The sequence below is a fragment of the Leifsonia poae genome, assembly GCF_050632865.1.
Taxonomy (GTDB): Bacteria; Actinomycetota; Actinomycetes; order Actinomycetales; family Microbacteriaceae; genus Leifsonia; species Leifsonia poae_B.
Window position 1 is genome coordinate 976,229 of sequence record NZ_JBODSA010000003.1, and the last position, 24,950, is coordinate 1,001,178.

The following is a 24,950-nucleotide window of genomic DNA, read 5'->3' on the forward strand; positions in this document are numbered from 1 at the left end:
GCGCATCACCCGGCCGTATTCGAGGGAGGGAGGTCGACCTCCTCGAATCGCGCCGACAGGGCGTACCGCAGCAGCACAACATCCCCGATCGGATGGGCGTCCACCAGCCGCGCGCGGTTGTCCGCCGTCCACGGGAAGTCGCCGTCGCCGACGAACCGCGGCGCCCGGCGGTCGCCGACGAACAGCGGCGCGACCGTGAGATGGAGCTCGTCGACGAGGTCGTCCGCGAGGAACTGCGTCAGCGTCTTCCCGCCGCCCTCGACCATCAGTCTGCACGCACCGCGCGCGCCGAGGTCCGCGAGCAGGTCGCGCATCCGCACCGTCTCGCCGAGCGGGACGACCTCGGCCGCCTGCCCCAGCCGCCGGTGGATGCGCGGCGCCTCGTCACGCGGACAGTAGACGAGCTTCGCGGTGTCGCCCTCGCTGAAGAACGCGGCGTGCGGGTCGAGGTCGCCGCTCGCGGTGACCGTCGCCTTCCAGGGCGAGTCGCCGAGACCCGCCTCCGTGCGCCTGCGCTGCCGGTCGCGGTCCCGCACCAGCAGGCGAGGGTTGTCGAGCCGGACGGTGTGCGCGCCGACCAGGATCACGTCGCTGCGGGAGCGGACCTCATCCACCCGGTCGAAGTCCGCCGGGTTCGAGAGCGCCAGCCGCGGCGGCCCGGCGGTGTCGAGGTAGCCGTCCAGCGAGACCGCGCAGCTGAGAGTGACGTAGGGGGTGTCGATCATGGTTCCTCCCGGAGCCGAGGGACGCGACGAAACGGGTGAGAAAGGATGCGACCGCCGGAGCGATCCGGAAGACGACCACGCCGGGCAGCACCGAGACGACGGCCAGCACACCGAAGACGGTGGCTGCCGACACACCGGTGGCGGCGCCGACGCCGGCGACGGCGAAGGCCCAGCCGGCGACGCCCTCGCGAGGCCCCCAGCCGCCGACCGAGAGCGGGATGGATGCGGCGAGCAGCACCACGAGCGCGAGGACAAGCACCTGTGCGGGCTGGGCGTGCGCGCCGACGGCGACCGCGGCGACGGCGAACGTGGTGACGTGGCAGGCGACGACCACGAGGGAGGCCGCCACGACCTGCACCGCGGCGGAGGGCGAGCCCAAACCCGCCCGCAGCTCCGCCGCCTCGTGACGCAGCACGTCCCGCACCCGGGCACTGGCCAGAGCTGCGACGGCGACCCCGACGGCGGCAGCGACCAGGCCGATCCCGATCACCGGGAGCAGCCACCCGGCGAACTGCGGGCCGACCAGTACCAGCACCACGACCGTGACCGCGAGCTGGACCGCCTGGCCGGCGGTGCGCTCCACCGCGACGGCGCGCGCGGCGGCGCCCCGGCGGTCGGTGCTGCGGCCGTGGTCCACGGCGCGCTGCACATCCCCGACGACCCCGCCCGGCAGGACACTGTTCACGAATTGGGACCGGTAGTACATCCCGACCGCGGTGCCCCACCGCAGCTCGGCCCCGAGCCGGACGGCGATCAGCCGCCACCGCCATGCGGCCGCCGCCGTCGCCACCGCGCAGAGGACGATCGCCACGACGACCGTCGTCGCGTCGACGCTGCGGAGGCCGTGCAGGAACGGGGCGCCCCCGAAGCGGAGGACGACCGCGACCAGCACCGCGCCGCCCAGGAGGAGTCGGACGACGACACCGACCCGACGGGAGTGCAGCATCCGGCGCAGCATCGGGCGCTCTCGGAGGTCGGTCATCGCGGCCATGCCAGCACATCCCGGTGGTAGACGACGGCCGAGAGCTCCCCGCGTCGGGCTTGGGATGTGCGCAGCTCGCGATAGCCGGCGATGCGGGCCGCCAGCTCCGGCGACTGCTCCTCCGCAGCGCCCAGCCAGCCGTCGAACCACTCGTCCAGCAGCTGCGGTTCGGCGTCCGAGAGCCGCCAGGTGGTCAGCGCCGTGCGGACGCTCCATCCGGCGAGGCGGAACAGTCCGTTGACGATCGGTGCGCCGTATCGGCCGAGGAGGCCACGGCCCTGCACCGACCGCCGCTGGTGTGCGTTGAACGCCTCGGCGACGCGACGGTCCCGCGCGTCCCACGGGCGCAGGTCGACGTCGCCGGTGACGCTCAGCGAGAGCAGCGCGGGAGCGCCCGCGGCGACGCACGCGTCCACGATCGCGTGCGCCTCGTCCGCCGTCAGGACATCCAGGAGCGCGGAGGCTGTGACCAGCGACGCGCCCGTCAGGGCTTCGGCATCGAGCCGGTCGAGTTCGTCGACGCGGGTGCGGATGGCGACCGGTGCGCCGTGCAGGTCGCGCGGGCGCGGACCCTCGAACGCCTGTGCGGTCAGGGCCGCGTTCCAGTCGTGCAGCACCCAGGTCTGCGGACCGGGCAGCAGCGGAGCCAGCCAGCGCATCATCGACCCGGTCCCGCTGCCCAGGTCATGCACGGTGAGCGGCCCGGCGGGCAGGATGTCCGGCAGGGCGCGCGCGAGGTCCAGGGAGCGGGCGCGGGCATCCTCCGTCTCGCGCAGGGCGAGCCAGTCGGGGCTGACCTGGATGACGTCGCTCACGAGGCCGCCGCCCTCGTCGTTCGGGCCGGATCGGACTCCGCGCTCTCCGTGCGTCGCAGGGCCGCCGCGACCGCATCCGCCGTCGACGTCCACGAGCGGCGCGCTCCCCGGGCGCGGAGCGCCGCCTCCTGCAGCGCGCGGCGGAGTTCGGCGCTCGCCCACCACCGCTGCAGCACGACCCGGATCGCCCAGGGGTCGTCGGGCGGCACGATCATCGCCGCATCGTTGACGCCGATCGCCTCGGGCAGGCCGCCCACTTCGGTGGCCAGCACCGGGATGCCGTGCGCGAGCGCGTCGGCGACCGCCATCCCGTAGCTCTCGAGGCGGGAGGGCTGGACGACCAGGTCGGCGCGCGCATACGCCTCCGCGAGGGCATCGCCCGTGAGCACACCGGCGAGGACGACCCGGTCGCCGAGGCCGGACGCTTCGATGCTCGCCCGCAGCGCGGCCACGAAGCCGGGGTCCGTGGTGAGCGAACCGGCGAGGGTGCAGGTCCAGCCGGGCCGGTCGGCGAACGCGCTCAGGGCCTCCACCAGCAGGTCCTGGCCTTTCTGCGGGGCGACAGCGCCGACGCAGAGCAGCCGGCCTCCCGAGGTGGACGGGGAACTCGGAGCGAACTCATCGGTGCCGGGATGCGCGACCGTGATCGCGTGCGGTTCCGCCGCATCCTGCGCGATCAGTTCGGCGCGGGTCCATCCGCTCGTCGCGATGACCTGGCGGGCGGCGCGGTAGTCCGCGCGTTCGGCGTCGCCGAGCTCGCCGTCGATCATGTGGGTGAGGATCACGAAGTGCAGGCGCCGGACCTCCGCAGCGACCGCGCCCGTCTCGCGCGCCACGAGGAGGCCGTCGACCAGTACGAGCGCATCGTCGGGGAGGGCGGCGAACGTCCGCCGGAGCGAACCGGTGCGCTCCGGCACCGGCACCGGCACCATCCGCACATCCCACCCCGACGCCGCCAGCCCGTCGCGCAGGCGACGGTCGTAGACGTTCCCCCGCTGACCCGCTGCGGGTCGTCGATGGAATCGGGGACGGCGAAGAAGACGGTGCTCACAGCGGCCTCGCATAGCTCGCCCACGCGATGTGCGACTCGTGCAGGGTGACGGTGATCGAGGTCAGCGCGCCTCCGAGCTCGCCTGCGCGTTCGGCCAGCCGGTCGGCGATGGCCTTGCACAGCACCTCGGTGGTGGTGTTGACCCCCGCGAAGTCCGGATCCTCGTCGAGGTTCCGGTAGGTGAGCGCTCCGGTGATGTCCGCCAGCGCGGCGGAGGCGCGGCCGATGTCGACCACGACCCCGTCCGCATCCAGCTCGTCGGCGCCGAACGAGGCGTCGACCACGAACGTCGCGCCGTGCAGCCGTTGCGCCGGGCCGAAGACCTCGCCGCGGAAGCTGTGGGCGACCATCAGGTGGTCGCGGACGGTCACGGTGTACGGCATCAGGCGTCGCTCCAATCGATCGTGTGGCACAGCTCCCCGCTGGGTCCCTCCGCGAGTCGCGCCATCACCTCCGGCAGCTCCCGCCATGACGACGAGCCGGTGAGGAGGGCGTCGAACGCCGGATCGCGCAGCAGCTCGAGCGCCAGCGCGAGCCGGTCGCGGGTGGTTCTGGACCCCCTCCGGCGCGGCGCGACCATGCCCACCTGACTCGACCGGATGGTGAGGCGGCGGGAGTGGAAGTCGGAGCCCAGGGTCAGCGTCGCCGGCCGGTCGCCGAACCATCCCGCCTCGATCACTTCGCCCTCGGTCACGACGGTTTCGAGGGCGAGCTGCAGCCCGGCCTCCGAAGCGCTCGCGTCGATCACCAGGTCACGCTCGTGCGGGGCGTCGCCCGGCGTGGCGAAGGGGACCCCGAGCCGGGCGGCCACGGCGGCCTTGGCCGGGTCGACATCCACGAGCACGACCTCCGCCGCCGGGATGCCCGCAGCCAGACGTGCGATGCAGCAGCCGATCATCCCGGCGCCCACGACCGTGATCCGGTCTCCGACCAGCGGGGCTGCATCCCACAGCACGTTGACGGCCGTCTCGACGGCGCCCGCGAGCACGGCGCGGCGGTCGGGGACGTCCTCCGGGACCGGGACGACGTCGCCGGCGCCGACGACGAACGCCGACTGGTGCGGGTAGAGCGCGAAGACGACGCGGCCGACCAGGTCGGTCGGCCCCTGCTCGACGACGCCGACGTTGAGGTAGCCGTACTTCACAGGCCCGGGGAAGGCACCCTCCTGGAACGGTGCGCGCATCCGCTCGTACTCGCTCGGGGGCACGCCACCCTGGAACACCGTCGTCTCGGTTCCGCGGCTGATCCCGGTGTGCAGGGTGCGGACGAGCACGTCGCCGTCTCCCGGCGCGGCGAGTGCGACCGGACGAAGCGCGCCGGCACCCGGCCGCTCGACCCAGAACGCCGTCGCCTCGTGCATCTGCGGACCTCCCATGAACCTTCGGTGCACCGGTCGCGTGTTAACGCTAAAAGGTGCTCTCCTGGAACACGAGGTGGATGTGAGAACGGTTCAACGCGAAGCGATCGGATGGGCCGCGCTGTGGGGAATCGTGGTCCTGCCCCTCGCGGCGACCGCAGCCGGCGGGGTGTCGTCGCTGCCCGTGACGGCCTGGCTGACCGCCGCCGCGTACCTCGTCGTCACCACTCTGCTGCTGATGCGCGGCCTCCGCCGCGACGGCGCAGCGCGCTTCGGCCCGGCGAACGCGGTCACCTCGCTGCGCTCGACGCTGGTCGGCCTGATCACGGGCCTGGTCGTCGCCTCGTTCATCGCCCCGGTCCCGATCCCACTGCTCGTCGGACTCACCGTGCCCGCCCTCGCCCTCGACGCGGTGGACGGGTGGGTCGCGCGCCGCACGCGGTCCACCAGCGAACTCGGCGCGCGGTTCGATATGGAGGTGGACGCGTTCCTGCTGCTCGTGCTGAGCGCCTACGTCGCCCGCGACCTCGGCCTCTGGGTGCTCACGATCGGCCTGCTGCGCTACGCCTTCGTGGCGGTGGGCTGGATGCTGCCATGGTTCCGCGCCCGCCTGCCGTACCGCTACTGGCGCAAGGTGGTCACCGCGGTCGCGGGCATCGCACTCGCCCTCGCGGCGGCCGGGGCGCCCACGCCGATCGCCGCGGGCGCCGTCGGGGTGGCGCTGGCGCTGCTGCTCGAGTCGTTCGGACGCGACACGGTGTGGCTGGTGCGGCAGCGCGCGGCGGGGTTCAGCCCGACGTCTGGCGCTGCCGGTGAGAAGGCCTCCACGAGGGTGAGGCCGTAGAACCTCGACGCTTGCGAGGTGCCCCGGCTGCCGTCAGGTGTCCGCGCCGGCCCGGACGGGCGCGAGGGCGTGGGCGAGCGTGTCCAGCTCCTCCAGTTCGTGCGCGAGGATGGTCTGCTCCTTGGCCTCCGGATGGAACACCCCGTCGATGACCTGCTTCCCGCCGAACGTCAGCTCCACGTTCGCGCCGACCCGCACCAAGCCGAGGCCGGTCGTCGTCGCGAGCAGGCCGACCACGCCGCGGGTGCCGCTGGACACGCCGCCGTAGCTCACGAAGCCGACGGGCTTGCGCCACCATTCGCCGCTCAGGTAGTCGAGGGCGTTCTTGAGCGCGGGCGAGTAGCTGTAGTTGTACTCCGGCGTCACGAAGATGAACGCCTCCGCCGCCTCCACGCGCTTGCTCCAGGCGATCGTGTGCGGCTTGGTGTACTGCTTCAGCCGGGGATGATTGGGCTCATCCATGAAGGGGAGGGCCAACTCGCGAAGGTCGACGAAGTCGATCTCGAACCGCCCCGTCTTCTCCGCCTCCTGCCGCACCCACTCCGCGATCGGGAGCCCGACGCGTCCCTCGCGGACGCTTCCAACGATGATCATCAGTCTGGTCGTCACGTTCGCGATAACCGGGGGTGGGCGTCGGCATTCCCGGGACGCGATGTGAATCCGTGAAGGTTTGTGCGTCGGTGTCGCCCACCGGCAGTGACCCGGCCTCATCGGGAATTGGTGGACCTTCGACACCGGCTGGTAGGAGGATGAGCACGATGACGACCGACACGAGAGCGCGCCGGCTCCGCGGCCTGCCCGACGACCCGGCCGTCCGCCGTCGGCTGCTCACGCTGCTGATCTGGGGCGCTGTCCTCGCGGTGCCGGCGGCCGGCCTCTTCGCCGTCGCACTGCTGACGACCTCGTCCCTGTCGTACGGCCCGTCGTGGGGGCAGGCGGGGATACCGGCGTGGTTCTTGCGGGACGCTGCCGAGTCGTTCTTGCTGGGCATGCCGGTCGGCGCGACGGCGGCCTCCGGTGCGGCCGTCGCACTGCTGATCTACACCGCCCGCGGCGGTTCACGAAGGCGTCCGGTCATCGCTGCGCTCGGGACGCTGTTCGCGTCCATCATCGTCGGCTTCGTGCTCGACATCACTCACGGCAGCTACCCGTTGTTTACGGTGATCTACGGCGTCCCTGGCGGGATCCTCGGCGCAGGCCTCGCCGCCGGATACGTCGCCTGGGCGAACGCAGCGTCTCGACGGGCGGCCGCCTGATGCCCCGCAAGACGCTCGAGGGCCGCTTACCCCGCTGCGACCATCCGAAGCTCCGGCGCCACATCCCGGGCGAAGCGCGTGAGCGATTCGCGGGCGACAGTCCTCGGCATTCCTCCCCAGTCCGGCAGGAGCTGCAGGCGATCGAACCGCACCGCGCGATACAGCCGGGTCAGCTTGTCCACGGTGTCCTCGACGGTGCCGATGGCACGCACGACGTCCGGAGAGAATCCGGCATCGAAGTCGGCGAGGCTCACATGGAGGCCGGGCACGCCCGGCCGCTTGGGCGCCAGGAAGTCGCGGTAGTACGGGTAGATCGCGCGGGCCTCCTCAGCGCTCGCGGCGGTGAACGAGTGCAGGCCGACGCCGAGGCGCAGGGAGTCGGTGTGTCCGGCACGCGCGCCGGCGGTCCGGTAGATGTCGGCGAGCTGCGCTATGTGGGCGAACGAGGAGGCGATCGAACCGATCATCAGTGGGAGGCCGAGGGCTCCGGCTCGCTCGGCGCTCGCCGGCGTCCCGCCGATGCCGACCCACACGGGGATTTCCCGCTGCGCGGGGGCGGGCGCGATGAGGGCGTCGCGCAGCGGTGGGCGGAATCGGCCGGCCCAGGTGAGCGGTCCGGCGTCGCGCATCCTCAGGAGGAGGTCAAGACGCTCGGCGAAGACGTCGTCATAGCCCTCCACCGGGATGCCGAAGAGGGTGAACGGCTCGATGAACGCACCCCTGCCGACGGTCAACTCGGCGCGGCCCGAGCTGAGCAGGTCGAGCGTCGCGAAGTCCTCCTGCAGGCGCACCGGGTCGTTCGCGGCGAGGACCGTGACGGCCGTGCCCAGGCGGATTCGCCGCGTGCGGGCTGCGACGGCGGCGAGGACGACGGCCGGGGAGGACACGGCGAAGTCGGGGCTGTGGTGCTCGCCGATGGCGAAACCGTCCAGGCCGAGCTCCTCGGTCAGCGCACCGAGCTCCACCACCTCCTGTATGCGCTGCTCGACCGTGACGACGCGGCCGTCGTGCGCTGTGCGCACGTGATCGGTAAGCGTGCCGGTGGTGATCTCCAGCGCGACGGATGCGGACATGAGGACTCCCATCCCTCGAAACGGACATATATGTACGTTTTAACCGGCCATCCCGCGCCCTATTCCCTAAGGTGGTGACCATGGATGCCGCACCCGTCGTCCGTCGCCGCGACGCCTCGCGCAACCGCGCCCTCGTGATCGATGCGGCCCGGGAGGTCTTCGCCGCCCACGGCCTCGCTGCTCCGCTCGACCGCGTGGCTGCGCGCGCGGGTGTCTCGCGGGCCACCCTGTACCGGAACTTCTCCGACCGGGAGTCGCTGTGGGAGGCGGTCGTCACAGATCCGCTCGTCGACATCCTGAAGCTGGCCGAGCGAGCCGCGAAGATCTCCAGCGCCTCCGAAGCGCTCGTCGTCTATCTCGTCGGAGTGGGTGAGCGGGAGGCCGGGCCGGATGGCTTCGTGGGGATCATGACCACCCGATTCCGTCCGGGGTCGTCGCTGGCCGTCCTGCGCGAACGGGTGCAGTCGCAGGTCGACGAGCTCGTCCGCCGCGCCGTCGAGGAGGGTCGTGTGCGGCCGGATCTGGCCGAAACGGATCTCGCGCTGGTCTCGATCGCGCTCGCATCGATGATCGAGCGGACGCGCGACATCGCGCCGGACGCGTGGCGACGTCTGCTGCGACTCCTCCTCGAAGGGGTGCTCACGGCCTCGGCGGATGCGGTTTCCGATCAGCACCTCCTCGCCGTACCGCCGATTCGGCGGAACGAGGTCTGGCGCGCGTTCAGCCGGTGACGCCGCCCGCCATGGGGATCCTTCCGGGGTGCGTCGCGCGGGTCGGGGTCGGGCGAGTGGATGCTGCCCGGAAGGTGTGGCGGTAGGCCATCGGCGACACGCCGAGGGCGGCGGCGAGGTGGTTGCGCAGGGAGGTGGCGGTCGCGTAGCCCACGATGGAGGCGATCGTGTCGATCCCGATATCGGTGGTCTCCAACAGCTCGCGGGCGAGCGCCAGCCGCTGGCGAGTGAGCCACTGGCGCGGTGCCATACCGGTCTCCGCGCGGAAGCGTCGGGCGAAGGTGCGCTCGCTCATGTTGGCGTGCCGGGACAGCTGGGACACGGTCAACGGCTCGCCGAGCCGCTCGAGCGCCCACTCGCGGGTGGCGGAGGTGGAGGCGTCTCGCGCATCGGGCACAGGGCGTTCGATGAACTGCGCCTGCCCGCCCTCCCGATGCGGGGCGACGACGCACCGCCTCGCCGCGCGCGTGGCGAGCTCGCTGCCGTGGTCGAGGCGGATCAGGTGGAGGCAGAGGTCGATGCCGGCGGCCGCCCCGGCCGAGGTGAGAACATCGCCCGCGTCGACGAACAGCACGTTCTCATCGAGTTCGACGTCCGGATACCACTTACGGAAAAGGGGCTCGCATTGCCAGTGTGTCGTGGCCACGCGCCCCGCCAGGATGCCCGCGGCGGCCAGGATGAAGCCTCCCGTGCAGATGGAGACCACCCTCGCGCCCGGGCGGATCTGCGACAGCGCGTCCCTCGTGTCGTCGCCCAGCTCCGGTGTCAGGTACGCGGGGTCGACCGGAGCGACGATCACCGTGTCCGCCGTCCTCAGCACCTCAGGGCCGGCGGCGGGGAGCACATCGAATCCGGCGTTCGTCGTGATCGCGCCGCCCGTCGCGGTGCAGAGGACGACCTCGTAGGCGCCGTCGGTGGCGCCGAAGATGCGGGCGGGGATACCGAGCTCGAACGGGTAAGCGCCTTCCTGGGCGATCACGACGACGCGGTGGGGAGTCTCGCTGGTCATGACACGATCGTAGCGTCTGGCTACGATACGGCCATTCGGGTTAGAACGATCCGTTGCCGTGCGGGAGGTTCGCCGGCACCGGAGCCACGAGTCCCCAGTGCTCGACGATGCGTCCGTCGGCGACCCGCCAGACGTCGTTGACGATGACCGGCACATCCGCAGCTCCCTCCGACCGCGTGTACACGAGGTCGCCGGCGGCGATGACGGTGTGGAGGGCGGAGTAGGTGACGTCCTCGAAGCGCTCGACGTCCGGCGCGATCGCGTCGGACGCATCCCCGCCGTCGATCAGCGCATCGCGCACCCACGAGGTGACGAGCGCCCGGTTCGCCTCCCGGTCGGTGTCGGCGGCCACCGCGGATGAGGCAGAGGGAGCCGGAACCGCGCCCGGCCCGAGAGCGTCCCAGTGCTCGACGATGCGGCCTTCTGAGACACGCCACACGTCGTAACCCACGAGCGGCACCGGAGCGAAGCCCGTGAAGACGCCCTCGGTCACGGCCAGGTCGCCGTCGGCGAGCACGCGCCGGAGTTCGTAGCCGTTCGCCTCGGTCAGCTGCGACACGAGCCCGCGGAGTCCGTCGACACCATCCGGCGCCAGCGCCGAGTGCTGCACGTAGACCGGCCCGAACAGGTCGTCGACGGCCGACAGGTCCCTCCGGTTGAACAGCCGCTCGGTGGCGGCGACGACGATGTCTTCGGTCGACATGACTCCTCCTCCGTGCGGGCGCCGCGCGGCCCCGCCCCGACGGACGCTACCGAACGGGCGAGTGAGCCCGGAAGCGATCAATCGGTCACGTTTCGCCACTTTCGTGCCCGAGTCGGCGCAGGCCGTCGACGACGGTGTCGCGGGGATGCGAGCCTGAGCCCATGACCGAGGCGACCAACATCCAGATCGGCTACTCCGCGAATCGGCCCGCGTCGGACCCGGAGGCTTTCGAGGTGCGCTCCGCGCCCGTGCCCCGTGCTCGCGCAGGGGAGATGGTCGTCCGGGTGGAGGCGGTCTCCGTCAACCCGGCCGATGTGAAGCTCCGGGCCGGGTCGACGCCTCCCAACGGCTTCCGCGTCCTGGGGTTCGACGCCGCGGGCGTGGTCGCCGAGGTGGGTGACGGCGTGAGCGGCTTCGCCGTGGATGACGAGGTCTTCTACGCGGGGAGCATCGCGCGTCCGGGCTCCGATCAGCGCTACCAGGCAGTGGAGGCCCGGCTGGTCGGCCGCAAGCCGGCGAACGTGACGTTCGGCGAGGCCGCCTCCCTGCCGCTCACGTCGCTGACGGCGTGGGAGTCCGCGTTCGATCGGCTGAGCATCACGGCCGAGACGGAGGGCGACCTGCTGGTGGTCGGCGCGAGCGGAGGGGTGGGCTCGGTGCTGCTCCAGCTCGTCCGCGCCCGGGCGCCGAAGGTCCGTCTTATCGGCACCGCCGGAGCTGCCAACGCCGACTGGGTGCGGTCGATGGGTGCGCACGAAGTGGTCGATCACCACGGCGACGTCGTGTCGCAGGTCCACGCCCTGGCGCCGACAGGCGTCGACTGGCTCTTCACGTCGCACTCCGAGCACCAGGAGGCGGTCTACGCGCGCCTCGTGCGGCCGTTCGGTTCGGTCGTGGCCATCGACGACGGTCCTCGCGACGTCGCACCGCTCAAGGACAAGAGCATCGGATGGCTGTGGGAGCTGATGTTCACCGACCCCTCCACCTGCCGGAGTCGCAGCATCAGCGCTGGATCCTGGACCAGGTCGCCGCCCTCGTCGAAGCGGGAGCCGTCCGCCCGACCGTGACGCAGAACCTCGGGGCCATCTCCGCCGACTCCCTCCGCCGTGCTCACCAGGCGGTTGAGAGCGGTCGGACCGCGGGGAAGGTCGTCCTCGAGGGGTGGACGATGTGACGGAATGGCATGAACGTAGCGAAACCTGACGTTCCTGTCATTGGCCGGTCGGTCGAGCATTCCTAGCGTGGAAGTCATGACAGAGACGATGCGTGCGATCACCCAGGACGAGCTCGGCGGACCCGAGGTCCTTCACCCCGCGACGATCGACCGCCCGGAGCCGGGCATCGGTCAGGTGCTCCTGCGCGTGGAGGCGGCAGGCGTGAACCCGGCGGACGCGATGAACCGGCAGACCGGCCTGTTCAGCGGAAAGCCTCCGTTCGTCCTCGGCTGGGACGTGTCCGGCGTCGTCGAGAAGGTCGGCCCGGGGGTGACGCTCTTCGCTCCCGGTGACGAGGTCTTCGGGCTGTTGCCGTTCCCGCGCGGAGGCGGCGCGTACGCCGAGTTCGCCATCGCCCCCGCGCGGGCACTCGTTCGGAAGCCGTCCGGCCTGTCCCACGTGCAGGCCGCTGCCCTGCCTCTCGCCGGACTCACCGCCTGGCAGGCGCTCGTCGAAACGGCGGGCGTGGATCACGGCTCCCGCGTCCTGATCACGGGCGCGGCGGGCGGGGTCGGGCACCTGGCCGTGCAGATCGCCGCGGCACGCGGAGCCGAGGTCATCGGGCTGACCTCGGAGGCGAACGCAGGGTATGTCCGGTCCTCGGCGCGGCCGAGGTCCTGGACTACCGGGCCGTCGACTTCAGCGAGGCTCTCGACGATCTGGACGTCGTGCTGGACGTGGTGGGCGGCGACTATCCGCTGAAGGCGCTGCGCACTCTCCGCCCCGGCGGCATCCTGGTGTCGACGCTGCCGCAGAGTCTCGCCGCCGCGGCCCCCGCCGGCGCGGAGCAGGGCCTCCGCGTCGCCGGACTCTTCGTGGAGTCGGACCGACTCGGCCTCTCCGCCCTCGCCGAACTGGCGGAGGAGGGACGACTCGCCCCCACGATCGCAGCCACCTACCCGTTGGTGGAGGCCGCGACCGCCCAGGCGACGAAGCACGGCGCCGGCAAAGTCGTCCTCACCCGCTCCTGACCCGCGTACGTCACCCCTCGAAAGGTTCCGCTCATGGCCGACGCACCCGTCCTCCTCACCCGCACGAGCCCTCGCCTGGCCCGTATCACCTTCGACAGCGCACCCGTGAACCTCGTCACCGGGGTCCTCGCGCAGCGCCTGCATGAGATCGTCGTCGAGCTCGACGCCGATCCCGACCTGCAGGTGCTCGTCTTCGACAGCGCGGTGCCGGACTTCTTCCTCAGCCACTTCGACCTCGCCCATCTGGCCGACTTCCCCCGCCCGGACGCCGCGACAGGCCGCCAGCTGTGGACCGACATCGCTGTGCGACTGTCGAAGGCGCAGTACATCACCGTCGGCATCATCCGCGGCCGCACCCGCGGCGGCGGCAACGAGCTCGCGCTCGCGTTGGACCTCCGCTACGCCAGTCGTGAGAAGGCGTTCTTCGGCCAGCCCGAGGTGGGCACCGCCGTCGTCCCGGGCGGGGGCGGTACGGAGCGCCTGCCGCACCTGATCGGGCGCGACCGCGCGCTCGAGGCGGTGCTGACCTCCCTCGACTACGACGCCGCCACCGCCGAGAACTGGGGCTGGGTCACCCGTGCACTTCCCGACGCCGAGCTCGACGGGTTCGTCGACACGATCGTCGCGCGTCTCGCCGCCTTCGACCGGACGGCCCTCGCGACAGCCAAGCGCATGATCAACCGCGCGTCCCTCCCACCGGAGACGGACCTCGACACGGCATACGCGGACTTCCTCGAGACGACGACGCTCCCCGGCTATCTCGCTCGAGCCGCGGCCCCGGCTCCGACCGGACAGCAGGCGCTGGAGGTCGAATACCGGCTCGGCGAATTCCTCGGGATAGCAGCCCTGCGCCGTCAGGCGGCGGGTGAGAGCGCTTGACCGGTCGAGGGTCGGCTATATGGAGCGAGTGACGGGAATCGAACCCGCGCTATCAGCTTGGGAAGCTGAGGTTCTACCATTGAACTACACTCGCGCGGCCCGGAATCCCAGTAAAACACTGGGAAGTAAGGCTGCCGCCCAGACTACCCGGTCGATGGTCATCGGCCAAACCCATCGTCCTCCGCGTTCGGTTTCCGCGCCTTCGTGCCGCAAGCGGGGCCGCTGCACCTGTACAACGCGCCGCTCGCGCTCTATCGTTCAGGCGTTACTTACTAGACAGTAACCGGCGCCCGTCGCGACCGGGATCGACATCGGCCCCCGGGCGCCGCGTTCGTTCTTCAACGCGGAAGAAGGTTCATCGGTGCCTCAGTCGTCACCACATCCACTCCGGACGCGTGCGTCCCGTCGTCAGTTTGGAGCGGCCGCCGCCGCCCTGGCCGTCCTGCTGAGCGTCTTCGCCTCGGCTCAGGGGGCGAACGCCGCCCCGCCGCCCCCATCGAGCACCGATCTCGGGCCCAACGTGATCGTGTTCACGCCGGACATGCCGCAGTCCGCCATCCAGTCGAAGGTCGACGCGATCGCCGCCCAGCAGGTCGACAGCGAGATGGGCAGCGGACGCTACGCGCTCCTCTTCGCGCCCGGCACCTATGGAACGCCGGCGAACCCGCTGCGCTTCCAGGTCGGCTACTACACCGAAGTCGCGGGGCTCGGCGCGTCGCCCGACGATGTGACGATCAACGGATCCGTCGACGTCTACAACCGGTGCTTCACCGACGGCAGCGGCTGCATCGCCCTGGACAACTTCTGGAGGTCGATCTCGAACCTCCACATCGCTGTCGCGGGCGGTTCGGGATGTCAGACGAACACCGAATTCTGGGCCGTGTCGCAGGCCGCCCCGATGCGCCGGATGGACATCACGGGCGGTGGGATGTCGCTGATGGACTACTGCACGGCCGGCCCGCAGTACGCGAGCGGCGGCTTCCTCGCCGACTCGAAGGTCTCGGCGACCATCGTCAACGGCAGCCAGCAGCAGTTCTACTCCCGCAACAGCACCATCGGCGGCTGGTCGAACGCGGTCTGGAACCAGGTGTTCTCGGGCGTACAGGGCGCCCCGGCGCAGAGCTTCCCGACCCCGCCGTACACGACGCTCCCGACCACTCCGGCCTCGCGTGAGAAGCCGTACCTCGTCCAGGGCGCGGGCGGCCTGTCAGTCGTCGTGCCTCCCGCGACGACGAACAGCGCGGGCGTGAGCTGGTCCTCGACCGGCTCGGCCGGGCGGACCATCCCGCTGTCGGACTTCGTCGTGGCGAAGCCGGGCGACTCCATCGCCCGCATCAACGCGGCGCTCGCCGGAGGCAAGAACCTCCTGCTCACACCGGGGGTCTACTCGATCGACCGTTCGATCCAGGTCAAGCGGGCCGGGACCGTCGTGCTCGGGCTGGGCCTCGCGACGCTGACCGCGGAGAACGGGTCGACCCCGCTCGTGATCGACGACGTCCCGGGAGTGGATGTCGCCGGGATCACGGTCGACGCCGGCCCAGTGAACTCCGACGTGCTGCTGCAGGTGGGCACGAAGCACCAGCGCGGCCAGGGCGGCTCCAGCGCCGCGGACCCGATCTCGCTGCAGGACGTGTTCCTGCGCGTGGGCGGCCCGCACGCAGGCAAGGCGACGGTCGGCGTCCAGGTGGACAGCGACCACGTCCTCCTCGACGACCTGTGGCTCTGGCGCGCCGACCACGGCGCCGGCGTGGGCTGGACGCAGAACACGTCCGACACCGGGCTCGTGGTCAATGGTGACGACGTCACCGCCACCGGCCTGTTCGTCGAGCACTTCCAGAAGTACAACGTGATCTGGAACGGCGAGGACGGCCGGACGGTGTTCTTCCAGAACGAGCTGCCGTACGACGCGCCGAACCAGGCCGCCTGGCAGCACGACGGGACGCTCGGCTACGCCGCCTACAAGGTGGCGGACTCGGTGACGACCCACGAGCTGTGGGGCGCCGGAAGCTACATCTACACGAACGTCGACCCGACCCTCCACGCAACCCGCGCGTTCGAGGTCCCGGTGACGCCGGGCGTGAGGCTGCACGACCTGAGCACAGTGTCCCTGAACAAGGCGGGAACGATCGACCACGTCGTCAACGACACCGGCAACGCGGTCACGCCTACCCACCAGGGTCCGGAGACGGTCGTCGAGTACGGCGGCTGATCCAGGGGCTCGCCGCCTCGCGCCCCGACCAGCCGATGCCCTCACGTCCCGGACGTGGGGGCATCGGCCTGTCTCCACCGGCCCACCGTGAGGGAAACCGTTAGGACTCCCGCCGGGCCCGTATGGATCCCGTTAGGACACGCATCCCGACCCCTCCAAGCGACTTGTATCGGTCCCTGGAGCCGGCAGAGGGCCGGCCCGGATGGAGACCTTCCGTGTTGGACCTGATCTGTGTCGTGGGGATCATCGCGCTCGGCGTGATCGTCGCCCTCGTCGGTCGAGGGGTGGAGAGACTGTGATCTTCTTCGACCTCGTCGCCGCGGCGCTCGCCGTCGCCTCGATCGCGTACCTCGTGTACGCCCTGCTGAAGCCGGAGCGGTTCTAGCGATGACAGCCTGGCTCTTCTTGGGCGTGCTCGCCACGCTCGTCCTCATGCTCGCGGTCGTCTACCGGCCGCTCGGCGACTACATGGCCGCCACCTTCACCACCCGCCGAGACCTCGCGGTCGAACGCGGCTTCTACCGAGTGATCGGGGTGAACCCGGGGCTCGGCCAGAGCTGGCCGGTCTACCTCCGCAGCGTGCTCGCGTTCTCGATCCTCGGAGTGCTGCTGGTCTACGGGCTGCAGCGGGCGCAGGCGATCCTGCCCTACTCGCTCGGCCTGCCCGCGGTGCCGGAGGGACTGTCGTTCAACACGGCGATCTCGTTCGTGACGAACACCAACTGGCAGTCGTACTCGCCCGAGGTGACCATGGGCTACACGGTCCAGGTTGCGGGATTGGCGGTGCAGAACTTCCTGTCGGCTGCCGTCGGCCTCGCGGTCGCGGTCGCCCTGGTCCGCGGGCTCGCGGCGCACCGCTCGGGGGCGATCGGCAATTTCTGGGTGGATCTGACCCGTGCCGTCCTGCGGATTCTGCTGCCCCTGGCCGTGGCCTTCGCGCTCATCCTCATCGTGGGCGGGGCGGTTCAGAACGTCAACGGATTCACCCACGTCGCCACTCTCACCGGCGGCACCGCCACCATCCCAGGCGGACCGGTGGCGAGCCAGGAGGCCATCAAAGAGCTCGGCAACAACGGCGGCGGCTTCTTCAACGTCAACTCCGCGCACCCGTTCGAGAACCCGACCGCGTGGACGAACCTCGTCGAGATCTTCCTGATGCTGCTCATCCCATTCTCGCTGCCGCGCACGTTCGGCCGGATGGTCGGCGACAACCGGCAGGGGTACGCGATCCTCGGCGCGATGGCGACGATCTTCGTCGTCTCGCTGGTCGCCCTCACGCTGTTCGAACTGCAGGGCGCCGGCACGGCGACGCAGGCGGCGGGGGCGCGCTCGAGGGCAAGGAGCAGCGGTTCGGCATCGTCGGGTCGACCCTGTTCTCGACCACGAGCACGCTGACGTCGACCGGTGCCGTCAACTCGATGCACGACAGCTTCACGCCGCTCGGCGGGATGATGACGATGCTCAACATGATGACCGGCGAGGTCGCGCCCGGCGGCATCGGCGCGGGTCTCTACGGCATCCTGATCGTCGCGATCATCGCGGTGTTCCTCGCCGGGCTCATGGTGGGACGCACGCCCGAGTACCTGGGCAAGAAGATCGGCGCGCGCGAGATCAAGCTCGCGAGTCTCTACATCCTGATCACGCCGACGCTGGTGCTGCTCGGCACGGGCCGCAGCTTCGCGATCCCGGCGATCCGGGACGACGTCGAGAAGGTCTCGATCTGGAACCCGGGTCAGCACGGCTTCTCCGAGGTGCTGTACGCCTTCACCTCCGCGGGGAACAACAACGGTTCGGCCTTCGCTGGGCTCACGGCGAACACGCTGTGGCTGAACGCGGCGCTCGGCACGGCGATGTTCCTCGGTCGGTTCCTCCCGATCGTGTTCGTGCTCGCGCTGGCCGGCTCGCTGGCGGCGCAGGACAAGGTGCCCGCGACCACCGGGACGCTCCCGACCCACCGGCCCCTGTTCGTCACTCTCGTCGTCGGCGTGGTCGTCGTCGTCGCCGCACTCACCTATTTCCCCGTTCTCGCGCTGGGTCCTCTGGCGGAAGGGCTCTCCTGATCATGTCCACCACCACCGATCGCGCGCCGCAGGGCGCCTTCAACGGACGCCAGCTCGTCGCGGGCCTGCCCGGTGCCTTCCGCAAGCTCGACCCGCGGGACATGTGGCACAACCCCGTCATGTTCATCGTCGAGGTCGGCGCCGCGCTGACCACGGTGCTGGCGATCGCGGAGCCGTTCCTCGGTCCGCAGACCTCCGGCGGCAGCACGACGACGATCGCCTTCACCTGGGCGATCGACGTCTGGCTCTGGCTCACGGTGCTGTTCGCGACCCTGGCCGAGTCCGTGGCCGAGGGACGCGGCAAGGCGCAGGCGGCGAGCCTGCGGAAGACACGGACCACGACCGTCGCCAACCGGGTCACCGGGTACGACGAGAAGGGCGACCCGTCGGCCACCGGCTCCGTCACCACTCCGGTTCCGTCAGCCGAACTGCGGCTCGGCGACGTGGTCGTCGTCTCGGCGGGCGAGCTCATCCCCGGCGACGGAGACATCGTCTGGGGCATCGCCTCGGTGGACGAGTCGGCCATCACCGGCGAGTCGGCCCCGGTCGTCCGCGAGTCCGGCGGCGACCGCAGCGCGGTCACGGGTGGCACGCGCGTGCTCTCCGACCGCATCGTGGTGCGGATCACGAGCAAGCCCGGCGAGACGTTCGTCGACCGGATGATCTCCCTGGTGGAGGGCGCCGCGCGCCAGAAGACGCCGAACGAGATCGCGCTCAACATCCTCCTGGCGGCGCTGACCATCGTCTTCGTCGTCGTGGTGCTCGTGCTCGGCCCGACGGCCGGGTTCGCCAACGCGGCCCCGAGCGTCACCGTGCTCGTCGCCTTGCTGGTGTGCCTCATCCCGACCACGATCGGCGCGCTGCTCTCCGCCATCGGCATCGCCGGCATGGACCGGCTGGTGCAGCACAACGTCCTGGCCATGTCGGGCCGTGCGGTCGAGGCTGCGGGCGACGTGACCACGCTGCTGCTGGATAAGACGGGCACCATCACCTACGGCAACCGCCAGGCGGCGGAGTTCACGGTGGTCGAGGGCGTCGACCAGGCGAAGCTCAGGGAGGCCGCGGCGCTCGCGTCCCTCAGCGACCCGACCCCCGAGGGCTCGTCGGTGGTGGCGCTCGCCGCGCAGCTCGGCTTCGTCCACGAGGGCGACGTCGACGGCGAGGTGGTGCCGTTCACCGCGCAGACCCGGATGAGCGGCGTGGACTTCGCCGACGGGTCGCAGGTCCGCAAGGGCGCCGCGTCCATGGTGGTCGCCTGGGTGGAGGAGAGCACGCGCATCCCGTCGTCGGTCCTCAGCGACCTCGACGAGAAGGTGCAGCACATCGCCGAGCAGGGCGGGACGCCGCTGGCCGTCGCCTCGAAGAGCGCGAGCGGTGAGGCGACCATCCTCGGCGTCATCTACCTGAAGGACATCGTCAAGACCGGCCTCACCGAGCGGTTCGCCGACATGCGCCGGATGGGCATCCGCACGGTCATGATCACCGGCGACAACCCGGTCACCGCGAAGGCCATCGCGGCCGAGGCGGGTGTGGACGACTTCCTCGCCGAGGCGACGCCGGAGGACAAGCTCGCGCTGATCCGGAAGGAGCAGGAGGGCGGCAACCTCGTCGCGATGACCGGCGACGGCACCAACGACGCCCCCGCGCTCGCGCAGGCGGACGTCGGCGTGGCGATGAACACCGGCACGTCGGCGGCGAAGGAGGCCGGCAACATGGTCGACCTCGACTCCGACCCGACCAAGCTGATCGACATCGTCCGCATCGGAAAGCAGCTGCTCATCACCCGCGGCGCCCTGACCACGTTCTCGATCGCGAACGACGTCGCGAAGTACTTCGCGATCATCCCGGCGATGTTCGTGGGCGTCTTCCCGGGCCTGCAGGCGCTGAACATCATGCAGCTGCACTCGCCGTCGTCGGCGATCCTCTCGGCGGTGATCTTCAACGCGATCATCATCGTCATTCTGATCCCGCTCGCCCTGCGCGGCGTCCGCTACCGGGCCACCTCGGCCTCGGCCCTGCTGCGCAGCAACCTGCTGATCTACGGCCTGGGCGGCATCATCGCTCCCTTCATCGGCATCAAGCTGATCGACCTTCTGGTCAGCCTGATCCCCGGATTCTGAGACAAGGAACGGAACACATCATGAACGCCTCGACACGGGGAACGGGCCGCCAGTACTGGGTCGGCCTGCGGGCCCTGCTCATCCTCACCGTCGTGCTCGGAATCGGCTACCCGCTGGTGGTCACCGGGGTCGGGCAGCTGGCCTTCCCGAACCAGTCCAACGGATCGCTCGTCCACTCGGACGGGAAGGTCGTCGGATCGGCCCTGGTCGGCCAGTCCTTCACCGACAAGAAGGGCAACCCGCTGCCGCAGTGGTTCCAGTCGCGGCCGTCAGCGGCCGGCGACGGCTACGACGGCGGCGCGTCCAGCGGCAGCAACCTCGGCCCGAACAACCCCGACCTCCTGAAGGCGGTGAAGGAGCGGAAGGCGCTGATCGAGAAGACCGACGGCGTCAGCGGCAGCAGCATCCCCGCCGACGCGCTGACCGCGTCCGGCTCCGGACTCGACCCGCACATCTCGCCCGCGTACGCGCTGCTCCAAGTGGATGCCGTAGCCAAGGCCCGCGGGATCCGCCCGGACGTGGTGCGGCAGCTGGTCGACCGGCATGTCCAGCAGCGCGACCTCGGCTACCTCGGCGAGCCGACGGTGAACGTCCTCCAGCTGAACATCGATCTCGCACGGATGGACCCGGCGGGCAACAAGTAGGGTGAGGCTGATGTCCTCCTACTTCGAGCGGATCGACGACCACCGTTACCGTCCGACGGCCGACGCCGGCGGCGCGTGGAAGGAGTCCGAGATCCACTTCAGCCCGCTCGGCGGCCTGATCGTGCACGCGATCGACCGGTACCGCGCGGCTCGCGACGAGCCCACCGACCTGGTGCTCTCGCGGATCAGCTTCGACATCCTCGGCTTCCTGGATGCGGACGTCTGCGACGTGCACGTCGAGACGATCCGGCCAGGCCGGACCATCGAGTTGATCGAGGCGACGGTGACCATCCGCGGCCGGCGGACCGTGCTCGCCCGCGCCTGGTACACGATGACCGGCGACACCAGTGAGGTGGCCGGCGGGGCCGAGGGCGCTCCGACGGTACCGGGTCCCGACCATCGCTGGGCCATGACGGAGACCTGGCCGGGCGGCTACGTCGCCTCGCTCGAGATGCGGGCCGAGGAGCCGCCGCTTCCGGGGCGCGCGACCGCCTGGCTGCGGACCGAGCGGGAGCTGGTGGCCGGCGAGCCGGCGAGCCCCGACGCGGCCTACATCGCCCTGGTGGACACGGCCAACGGCGTCGCGGTGCGCCGGCCGCCCCAGGAGTGGATGTTCCCCAACCTCGACCTGACCATCCACCTGTTCCGCCGCCCCGCCGGGCCGTGGGTCGGCCTCGACACGACGGTCGTCTTCGGACCGGCCGGACAGGGGCTCACGAGCACGGCGCTGCTCGACGAGCAGGGCGCCGTGGGCCGGGCGGAGCAGACGCTGACCGTACGCCCGCTGCACGAGAGGACGCCATGAGCATCACCGTCACGCCCGTCCACATCGGCGATCTCGCCGGCGTCGACCTGCCCGTCTACATCCACGTCATCGACCATCCCGGTGGCCGTATCCTCGTGGACACCGGACTGACCGACCTGCACCCGATGGTGGAGGACATGGACCCGCGACTGAAGCCGGTGAGCGAATGGGGCGTCGACCCCGCGAGCGTCGACACGGTCGTCAACACGCACCTCCACTTCGACCACGCGGGCGGCAACCACCTGTTCGCCGGCAAGCCGATCCACGTGCAACGGATCGAGCTGGAGGACGGCCGGCACGCGGAGGACTACACGATCCGCGAGTGGGTCGACCCGGAGGGCGTCGAGTTGCAGTACGTGCCCGCGGACGGCGAGGTCACTCTGGCGCCCGGCATCCGGCTGCTTCCCGCGCCCGGCCACACCCGCGGCTCGCAGATCGTGGCCGTCGACACCGACGAGGGGCTGGTCGTCATCGCCGGCGACTCCGCCGTCTGGGGCGCAGAGCTCGACGACCCGCAGACGGAGGGCCAGCGGCTGATCCGCTCGCTCGAACCGCGTGAGGTGTGGATGTCGCACGCCGCCGAGCCCTGGCGCCCGACCGCCTCCTGAATCAGGACGCAGAGTCGGCGGTCACCGGCTCGTCCGCCCAGATGCGCGGACCCCAGAACCGGAACGTCACGTACTGCACGACCGCGAGGATGCCCACGAGGTAGCCGACCCGCAGGAGCAGGTACCACCACGCGTCCGGCGACGGCAGCACACCGATCGCCTGGAGCAGCAGCACGACTGCCGCAGCCACGGCCGCGCCCTTCCCGCCGTGTCCGCTCGACACGAACGGGATCGCCGCGATCAGCGCACCGACCGCGACACCGCCGCCGACCATCGCGATTCCGGACGCGACACCGCGCGCGCGGGACAGCGCCGCCGTCCGGGGTGCGCGTGCCGACACGACGATCCGCGCGACGCCGACGACGATCAGGCCAACGACCAGCGCCACCACGACGATCCCCACGAACAGGACGAGCGGTGCCAGCAGCCACCCGATCGTCCCGAGGAGCAGCACCGTGAAGATGACGCCGAGCCGGATGTCGTCGTAACCCATCGGCTTCACGAGCGTGAGTGCCAGCACAGTGACGATGAGGATGTGGGCCACGGCCAGCAGCAGCACCTGCCACCACCGCAGCAGCCACGTCCCGTCCGCCTCCTTGTTCTTGCCGCGCTTTCGCGTCCGGGTGTCGGTGCCGAGCGGCAGGAGGGCCAGCCCCTGCCCGAGGCCGACGACGCCGCAGATCAGCAGCATGGTCCACAGCGCCGCGTCGTCACCCGGGTCGTCGGACAACGCCATCCACCCCGCCAACGCCAGCCAGCCGGCCACGGTGACGACACCGAACAGCCACCACCGGCCGCGCCGGGACGTCAGCGCGCGGCGGAACGGCAGGGCGACGACGGTCAGGAAGCGGCGCAGATCCACGAACGGGAGGCTACTGGAGGCGAACGGCTGCAGCGGGCAACCCGCCCCGATAGGCTGGCCTCGTGCTTCTCTCCGATCGCGACATCAAGGCCGAGCTGGGCTCGGGGCGCATCGCCCTGGAGCCGTTCGAGCCCGAGATGGTCCAGCCGTCGAGCGTCGACGTGCGCCTCGACCGCTTCTTCCGGCTGTTCGACAACCACAAGTACCCGTTCATCGACCCGGCTGAAGACCAGCCCGAGCTGACGCGGTTCGTCGAGGTGGATGCAGACCAGCCGTTCATCCTGCACCCCGGCGAGTTCGTGCTCGGGTCCACGTTCGAGCTCGTGAGCCTGCCCGACGACGTCGCCGCGCGGCTCGAGGGCAAGAGCTCGCTCGGCCGGCTGGGGCTGCTCACCCACTCCACCGCCGGCTTCATCGATCCCGGCTTCTCGGGCCACGTCACCCTGGAGCTGAGCAACGTCGCGACGCTCCCGATCAAGCTGTGGCCGGGCATGAAGATCGGCCAGATGTGCTTCTTCCGCCTCTCGTCCGCGGCCGAGAAGCCGTACGGCTCGGCCGAGTACTCGTCGCGCTACCAGGGCCAGCGCGGCCCGACGGCGTCGCGTTCGTACCTCAACTTCCACCGCACCGACGTCTCCACCACCGAGGCGGGACGCTCGTCCTGACCACATCCTGACCGCCTGAGCAGAGAGCAGGGACCATGAGCGAGACCACCGACGCGGCGTTCGCACGGGCCCTGATCAGCTCGGGCCCGATGGAGCAGAACCCGCAGCGGATGCAGCTGTTCGGCCGCCTGGTCGGCAGCTGGAGCGCCGACGTGCGCCTGTTCGACGAGAAGACCCAGGTGTGGACCGAGTCGGTCAATCACTGGATCTTCGCGTACACGCTCGGCGGACGCGCCGTGCAGGATGTGCTCGTCATCCGCGATGACGCCGACCCCGAGGGCGTGAAGGGACGCGGCACCACGATCCGCGTGTACGACTCCACCCTCGGCGCGTGGCGCGTGAGCTGGTTCGGCGCGGCCAGCGGCGACTTCTGCACCCTCGTCGCCACCCCGCACCGGCGCGACGGGATCCGGCAGGACGGTACCCAGACCGACGGCCGGCCGATCCGCTGGAACTTCTCCAACATCACCGACGACTCGTTCGAGTGGGACGGCTGGGTCTCCGACGACGAGGGCCGCACCTGGTGGCTCGAGCAGCACATCGACGCCACCCGCACCGGATGAGGTGAGAGCCGGCGTGTTCGACGACTTCGACGAACCGGCGCTCGACCGGTCGGTGTGGCAGCCGCACTACCTGCCCGCCTGGAGTTCGCTCGCCGAGACGCGCGCGACGTACCTGATCCACGACTCGCACCTGGAGCTGAGCATCCCGCCCGAGCAGGGGCTCTGGTGCGGCGACGACCACCGGCCGCCGCTGCGGGTCTCGGGGCTGCAGACCGGCAACTTCTCGGGTCCGGTCGGGTCGACCGTCGGGCAGCAGCCGTACCGCGACGACCTTCGGGTGCGCGAGGCGCAGGAGGAGTTCCGCGGCTGCCTGATCGACCACGGGACGGTCGGGATGCGCGCCTCCCTCTACCTCAGTCCGCGGTCGATGGCGTCGCTCTGGCTGGTCGGCTTCGAGGACGAGCCCGAGCGCAGCGGGGAGCTGTGCGTCATGGAGGTGTTCGGCCGGGACGTGCGCGACGGTTCTGCCGACGTGGGGATGGGTTTCCACCGCTTCCGGGATCCGGCGCTCGCCGAGGACTTCGAGCGACTGTCAGTGCCGATCGACGTCACCGAGCCGCACGCGTACGAGGCGAGCTGGGACGGCGAGGAGGCGACGTTCCGCGTCGACGGCCGGGTGGTGCGGATGCTGGACGCGCCGCCACGGTATCCGCTGCAGCTCATGCTGGCGGTCTTCGACTTCCCCGACTGGCCGGACCCTCGCGATCCGCAGCACGCGTTCGTCCCGACGCTCTCCGTGGATCGGGTCTGGGCGCATTGACAGGTCGCACTGATATCTTCTCATCGGATATCAGGGAGGCCCGA

Annotated in this window: 28 protein-coding genes, 1 tRNA gene and 1 pseudogene; 18 read left to right on the forward strand and 12 right to left on the reverse strand. The window is 70.8% G+C overall.

Annotation, left to right across the window (positions count from 1 at the left end):
• Nucleotides 1-5 precede the first annotated feature (5 nt).
• From ACRAWB_RS15110 to ACRAWB_RS15135, 6 genes are all read right to left on the reverse strand, one after another.
• Complete coding sequence (locus tag ACRAWB_RS15110) at nt 6-725, reverse strand: RibD family protein (protein ID WP_431354068.1); 720 nt, start codon at nt 723-725, stop codon at nt 6-8.
• Nucleotides 607-1,707: a lysylphosphatidylglycerol synthase transmembrane domain-containing protein gene (locus ACRAWB_RS15115; RefSeq protein WP_431354069.1), complete on the reverse strand. Its 1,101-nt coding sequence runs from the start codon at nt 1,705-1,707 to the stop codon at nt 607-609. The genes ACRAWB_RS15110 and ACRAWB_RS15115 overlap by 119 nt, the downstream gene beginning before the upstream one ends.
• A complete protein-coding gene (locus ACRAWB_RS15120; RefSeq protein ID WP_431354070.1) occupies nt 1,704-2,522 on the reverse strand; it encodes an SAM-dependent methyltransferase in 819 nt (272 codons plus the stop codon). The genes ACRAWB_RS15115 and ACRAWB_RS15120 overlap by 4 nt, the downstream gene beginning before the upstream one ends.
• Nucleotides 2,519-3,454 carry a glycosyltransferase family 4 protein gene (locus ACRAWB_RS15125; RefSeq protein ID WP_431354071.1) on the reverse strand — a complete coding sequence of 312 codons (936 nt, stop codon included), beginning with the start codon at nt 3,452-3,454 and terminating at the stop codon, nt 2,519-2,521. Before ACRAWB_RS15125 ends, ACRAWB_RS15120 begins: the two co-directional genes overlap by 4 nt.
• A gap of 115 nt (nt 3,455-3,569) precedes the next feature.
• The gene (locus ACRAWB_RS15130; RefSeq protein ID WP_431354072.1) at nt 3,570-3,956 is read right to left on the reverse strand and encodes a 6-pyruvoyl trahydropterin synthase family protein; all 387 of its coding nucleotides are present in this window, start codon (nt 3,954-3,956) and stop codon (nt 3,570-3,572) included.
• The gene (locus tag ACRAWB_RS15135) at nt 3,956-4,948 is read right to left on the reverse strand and encodes a zinc-dependent alcohol dehydrogenase (RefSeq protein WP_431354073.1); all 993 of its coding nucleotides are present in this window, start codon (nt 4,946-4,948) and stop codon (nt 3,956-3,958) included. The genes ACRAWB_RS15130 and ACRAWB_RS15135 overlap by 1 nt, the downstream gene beginning before the upstream one ends.
• 64 nt (nt 4,949-5,012) lie before the next feature.
• Between ACRAWB_RS15135 and ACRAWB_RS15140 the strand changes: the two genes are divergently transcribed.
• Nucleotides 5,013-5,774, forward strand: coding sequence for a CDP-alcohol phosphatidyltransferase family protein (locus tag ACRAWB_RS15140; protein WP_431354074.1), 762 nt, complete (start codon nt 5,013-5,015; stop codon nt 5,772-5,774).
• Between the two features lie 33 nt (nt 5,775-5,807).
• On the opposite strand, the gene ACRAWB_RS15145 is transcribed toward ACRAWB_RS15140, so the two are convergent.
• Nucleotides 5,808-6,368 (reverse strand): NADPH-dependent FMN reductase, encoded by a 561-nt coding sequence (locus tag ACRAWB_RS15145; protein ID WP_431354075.1) that lies wholly within the window; start codon nt 6,366-6,368, stop codon nt 5,808-5,810.
• A gap of 164 nt (nt 6,369-6,532) precedes the next feature.
• Between ACRAWB_RS15145 and ACRAWB_RS15150 the strand changes: the two genes are divergently transcribed.
• The gene (locus ACRAWB_RS15150) at nt 6,533-7,030 is read left to right on the forward strand and encodes a hypothetical protein (protein ID WP_431354076.1); all 498 of its coding nucleotides are present in this window, start codon (nt 6,533-6,535) and stop codon (nt 7,028-7,030) included.
• Between the two features lie 26 nt (nt 7,031-7,056).
• Here the strand turns inward: ACRAWB_RS15150 and ACRAWB_RS15155 are convergent, their stop codons facing one another.
• Nucleotides 7,057-8,103, reverse strand: coding sequence for an LLM class flavin-dependent oxidoreductase (locus tag ACRAWB_RS15155; protein WP_431354077.1), 1,047 nt, complete (start codon nt 8,101-8,103; stop codon nt 7,057-7,059).
• Nucleotides 8,104-8,183: 80 nt separating this feature from the next.
• Between ACRAWB_RS15155 and ACRAWB_RS15160 the strand changes: the two genes are divergently transcribed.
• Nucleotides 8,184-8,834 carry a TetR/AcrR family transcriptional regulator gene (locus ACRAWB_RS15160; RefSeq protein WP_431354078.1) on the forward strand — a complete coding sequence of 217 codons (651 nt, stop codon included), beginning with the start codon at nt 8,184-8,186 and terminating at the stop codon, nt 8,832-8,834.
• Here the strand turns inward: ACRAWB_RS15160 and ACRAWB_RS15165 are convergent.
• Together ACRAWB_RS15165 and ACRAWB_RS15170 are read right to left on the reverse strand one after the other, a co-directional pair.
• Entirely contained in the window at nt 8,824-9,843 is a 1,020-nt protein-coding gene (locus ACRAWB_RS15165) for a GlxA family transcriptional regulator (RefSeq protein WP_431354079.1), read from the reverse strand. The genes ACRAWB_RS15160 and ACRAWB_RS15165 overlap by 11 nt on opposite strands.
• A 40-nt stretch (nt 9,844-9,883) precedes the next feature.
• Nucleotides 9,884-10,546 (reverse strand): nuclear transport factor 2 family protein, encoded by a 663-nt coding sequence (locus ACRAWB_RS15170; protein ID WP_431354080.1) that lies wholly within the window; start codon nt 10,544-10,546, stop codon nt 9,884-9,886.
• A 161-nt stretch (nt 10,547-10,707) separates the two neighbouring features.
• Between ACRAWB_RS15170 and ACRAWB_RS15175 the strand changes: the two genes are divergently transcribed.
• The 5 genes from ACRAWB_RS15175 (at nt 10,708) to ACRAWB_RS15195 (ending at nt 13,610) form a co-directional block, all read left to right on the forward strand.
• The gene (locus tag ACRAWB_RS15175; protein ID WP_431354081.1) at nt 10,708-11,613 is read left to right on the forward strand and encodes an alcohol dehydrogenase catalytic domain-containing protein; all 906 of its coding nucleotides are present in this window, start codon (nt 10,708-10,710) and stop codon (nt 11,611-11,613) included.
• On the forward strand, nt 11,532-11,720 hold the full coding sequence (locus ACRAWB_RS15180) for a zinc-binding dehydrogenase (RefSeq protein ID WP_431354526.1): 189 nt from the start codon (nt 11,532-11,534) through the stop codon (nt 11,718-11,720). The genes ACRAWB_RS15175 and ACRAWB_RS15180 overlap by 82 nt, the downstream gene beginning before the upstream one ends.
• A 76-nt stretch (nt 11,721-11,796) precedes the next feature.
• Nucleotides 11,797-12,462: an NADP-dependent oxidoreductase gene (locus ACRAWB_RS15185; RefSeq protein ID WP_431354082.1), complete on the forward strand. Its 666-nt coding sequence runs from the start codon at nt 11,797-11,799 to the stop codon at nt 12,460-12,462.
• Nucleotides 12,420-12,731 (forward strand): zinc-binding dehydrogenase, encoded by a 312-nt coding sequence (locus ACRAWB_RS15190; protein WP_431354527.1) that lies wholly within the window; start codon nt 12,420-12,422, stop codon nt 12,729-12,731. Before ACRAWB_RS15185 ends, ACRAWB_RS15190 begins: the two co-directional genes overlap by 43 nt.
• A gap of 33 nt (nt 12,732-12,764) precedes the next feature.
• The gene (locus ACRAWB_RS15195) at nt 12,765-13,610 is read left to right on the forward strand and encodes an enoyl-CoA hydratase/isomerase family protein (RefSeq protein ID WP_431354083.1); all 846 of its coding nucleotides are present in this window, start codon (nt 12,765-12,767) and stop codon (nt 13,608-13,610) included.
• Between the two features lie 20 nt (nt 13,611-13,630).
• Here ACRAWB_RS15195 and ACRAWB_RS15200 read toward each other — a convergent pair.
• Nucleotides 13,631-13,704 (reverse strand) — tRNA-Gly (locus tag ACRAWB_RS15200).
• 267 nt (nt 13,705-13,971) lie between these two features.
• On the opposite strand from ACRAWB_RS15200, the gene ACRAWB_RS15205 reads away from it, so the two are divergent.
• From ACRAWB_RS15205 to ACRAWB_RS15235, 7 genes and pseudogenes are all read left to right on the forward strand, one after another.
• Nucleotides 13,972-15,819, forward strand: a complete 1,848-nt coding sequence (locus tag ACRAWB_RS15205) for an adenylyl cyclase (RefSeq protein ID WP_431354084.1) — start codon at nt 13,972-13,974, stop codon at nt 15,817-15,819.
• 295 nt (nt 15,820-16,114) lie between these two features.
• Nucleotides 16,115-16,204, forward strand: a complete 90-nt coding sequence (gene kdpF / locus ACRAWB_RS15210; RefSeq protein WP_431354085.1) for a K(+)-transporting ATPase subunit F — start codon at nt 16,115-16,117, stop codon at nt 16,202-16,204.
• 2 nt (nt 16,205-16,206) lie between these two features.
• Nucleotides 16,207-17,879, forward strand: a pseudogene (gene kdpA, locus ACRAWB_RS15215) (potassium-transporting ATPase subunit KdpA).
• A gap of 2 nt (nt 17,880-17,881) precedes the next feature.
• The gene (kdpB, locus tag ACRAWB_RS15220) at nt 17,882-19,999 is read left to right on the forward strand and encodes a potassium-transporting ATPase subunit KdpB (protein ID WP_431354086.1); all 2,118 of its coding nucleotides are present in this window, start codon (nt 17,882-17,884) and stop codon (nt 19,997-19,999) included.
• A gap of 20 nt (nt 20,000-20,019) precedes the next feature.
• The gene (kdpC, locus tag ACRAWB_RS15225) at nt 20,020-20,643 is read left to right on the forward strand and encodes a K(+)-transporting ATPase subunit C (protein ID WP_431354087.1); all 624 of its coding nucleotides are present in this window, start codon (nt 20,020-20,022) and stop codon (nt 20,641-20,643) included.
• A gap of 10 nt (nt 20,644-20,653) precedes the next feature.
• Nucleotides 20,654-21,448 (forward strand): thioesterase family protein, encoded by a 795-nt coding sequence (locus ACRAWB_RS15230; protein ID WP_431354088.1) that lies wholly within the window; start codon nt 20,654-20,656, stop codon nt 21,446-21,448.
• Complete coding sequence (locus ACRAWB_RS15235) at nt 21,445-22,056, forward strand: MBL fold metallo-hydrolase (protein WP_431354089.1); 612 nt, start codon at nt 21,445-21,447, stop codon at nt 22,054-22,056. The genes ACRAWB_RS15230 and ACRAWB_RS15235 overlap by 4 nt, the downstream gene beginning before the upstream one ends.
• Nucleotide 22,057: 1 nt before the next feature.
• On the opposite strand, the gene ACRAWB_RS15240 is transcribed toward ACRAWB_RS15235, so the two are convergent.
• Entirely contained in the window at nt 22,058-22,918 is an 861-nt protein-coding gene (locus tag ACRAWB_RS15240; protein WP_431354090.1) for a hypothetical protein, read from the reverse strand.
• Nucleotides 22,919-22,980: 62 nt separating this feature from the next.
• On the opposite strand from ACRAWB_RS15240, the gene dcd reads away from it, so the two are divergent.
• Genes dcd through ACRAWB_RS15255 form a run of 3 tightly spaced genes read left to right on the forward strand, consistent with a single transcriptional unit; the run spans nt 22,981 to nt 24,906 of the window.
• The gene (gene dcd / locus ACRAWB_RS15245; RefSeq protein WP_064110137.1) at nt 22,981-23,583 is read left to right on the forward strand and encodes a dCTP deaminase; all 603 of its coding nucleotides are present in this window, start codon (nt 22,981-22,983) and stop codon (nt 23,581-23,583) included.
• Between the two features lie 35 nt (nt 23,584-23,618).
• On the forward strand, nt 23,619-24,146 hold the full coding sequence (locus ACRAWB_RS15250; RefSeq protein WP_431354091.1) for a hypothetical protein: 528 nt from the start codon (nt 23,619-23,621) through the stop codon (nt 24,144-24,146).
• A gap of 13 nt (nt 24,147-24,159) precedes the next feature.
• Nucleotides 24,160-24,906 (forward strand): glycoside hydrolase family 16 protein, encoded by a 747-nt coding sequence (locus ACRAWB_RS15255; protein ID WP_431354092.1) that lies wholly within the window; start codon nt 24,160-24,162, stop codon nt 24,904-24,906.
• The last annotated feature ends 44 nt before the right edge of the window (nt 24,907-24,950 follow it).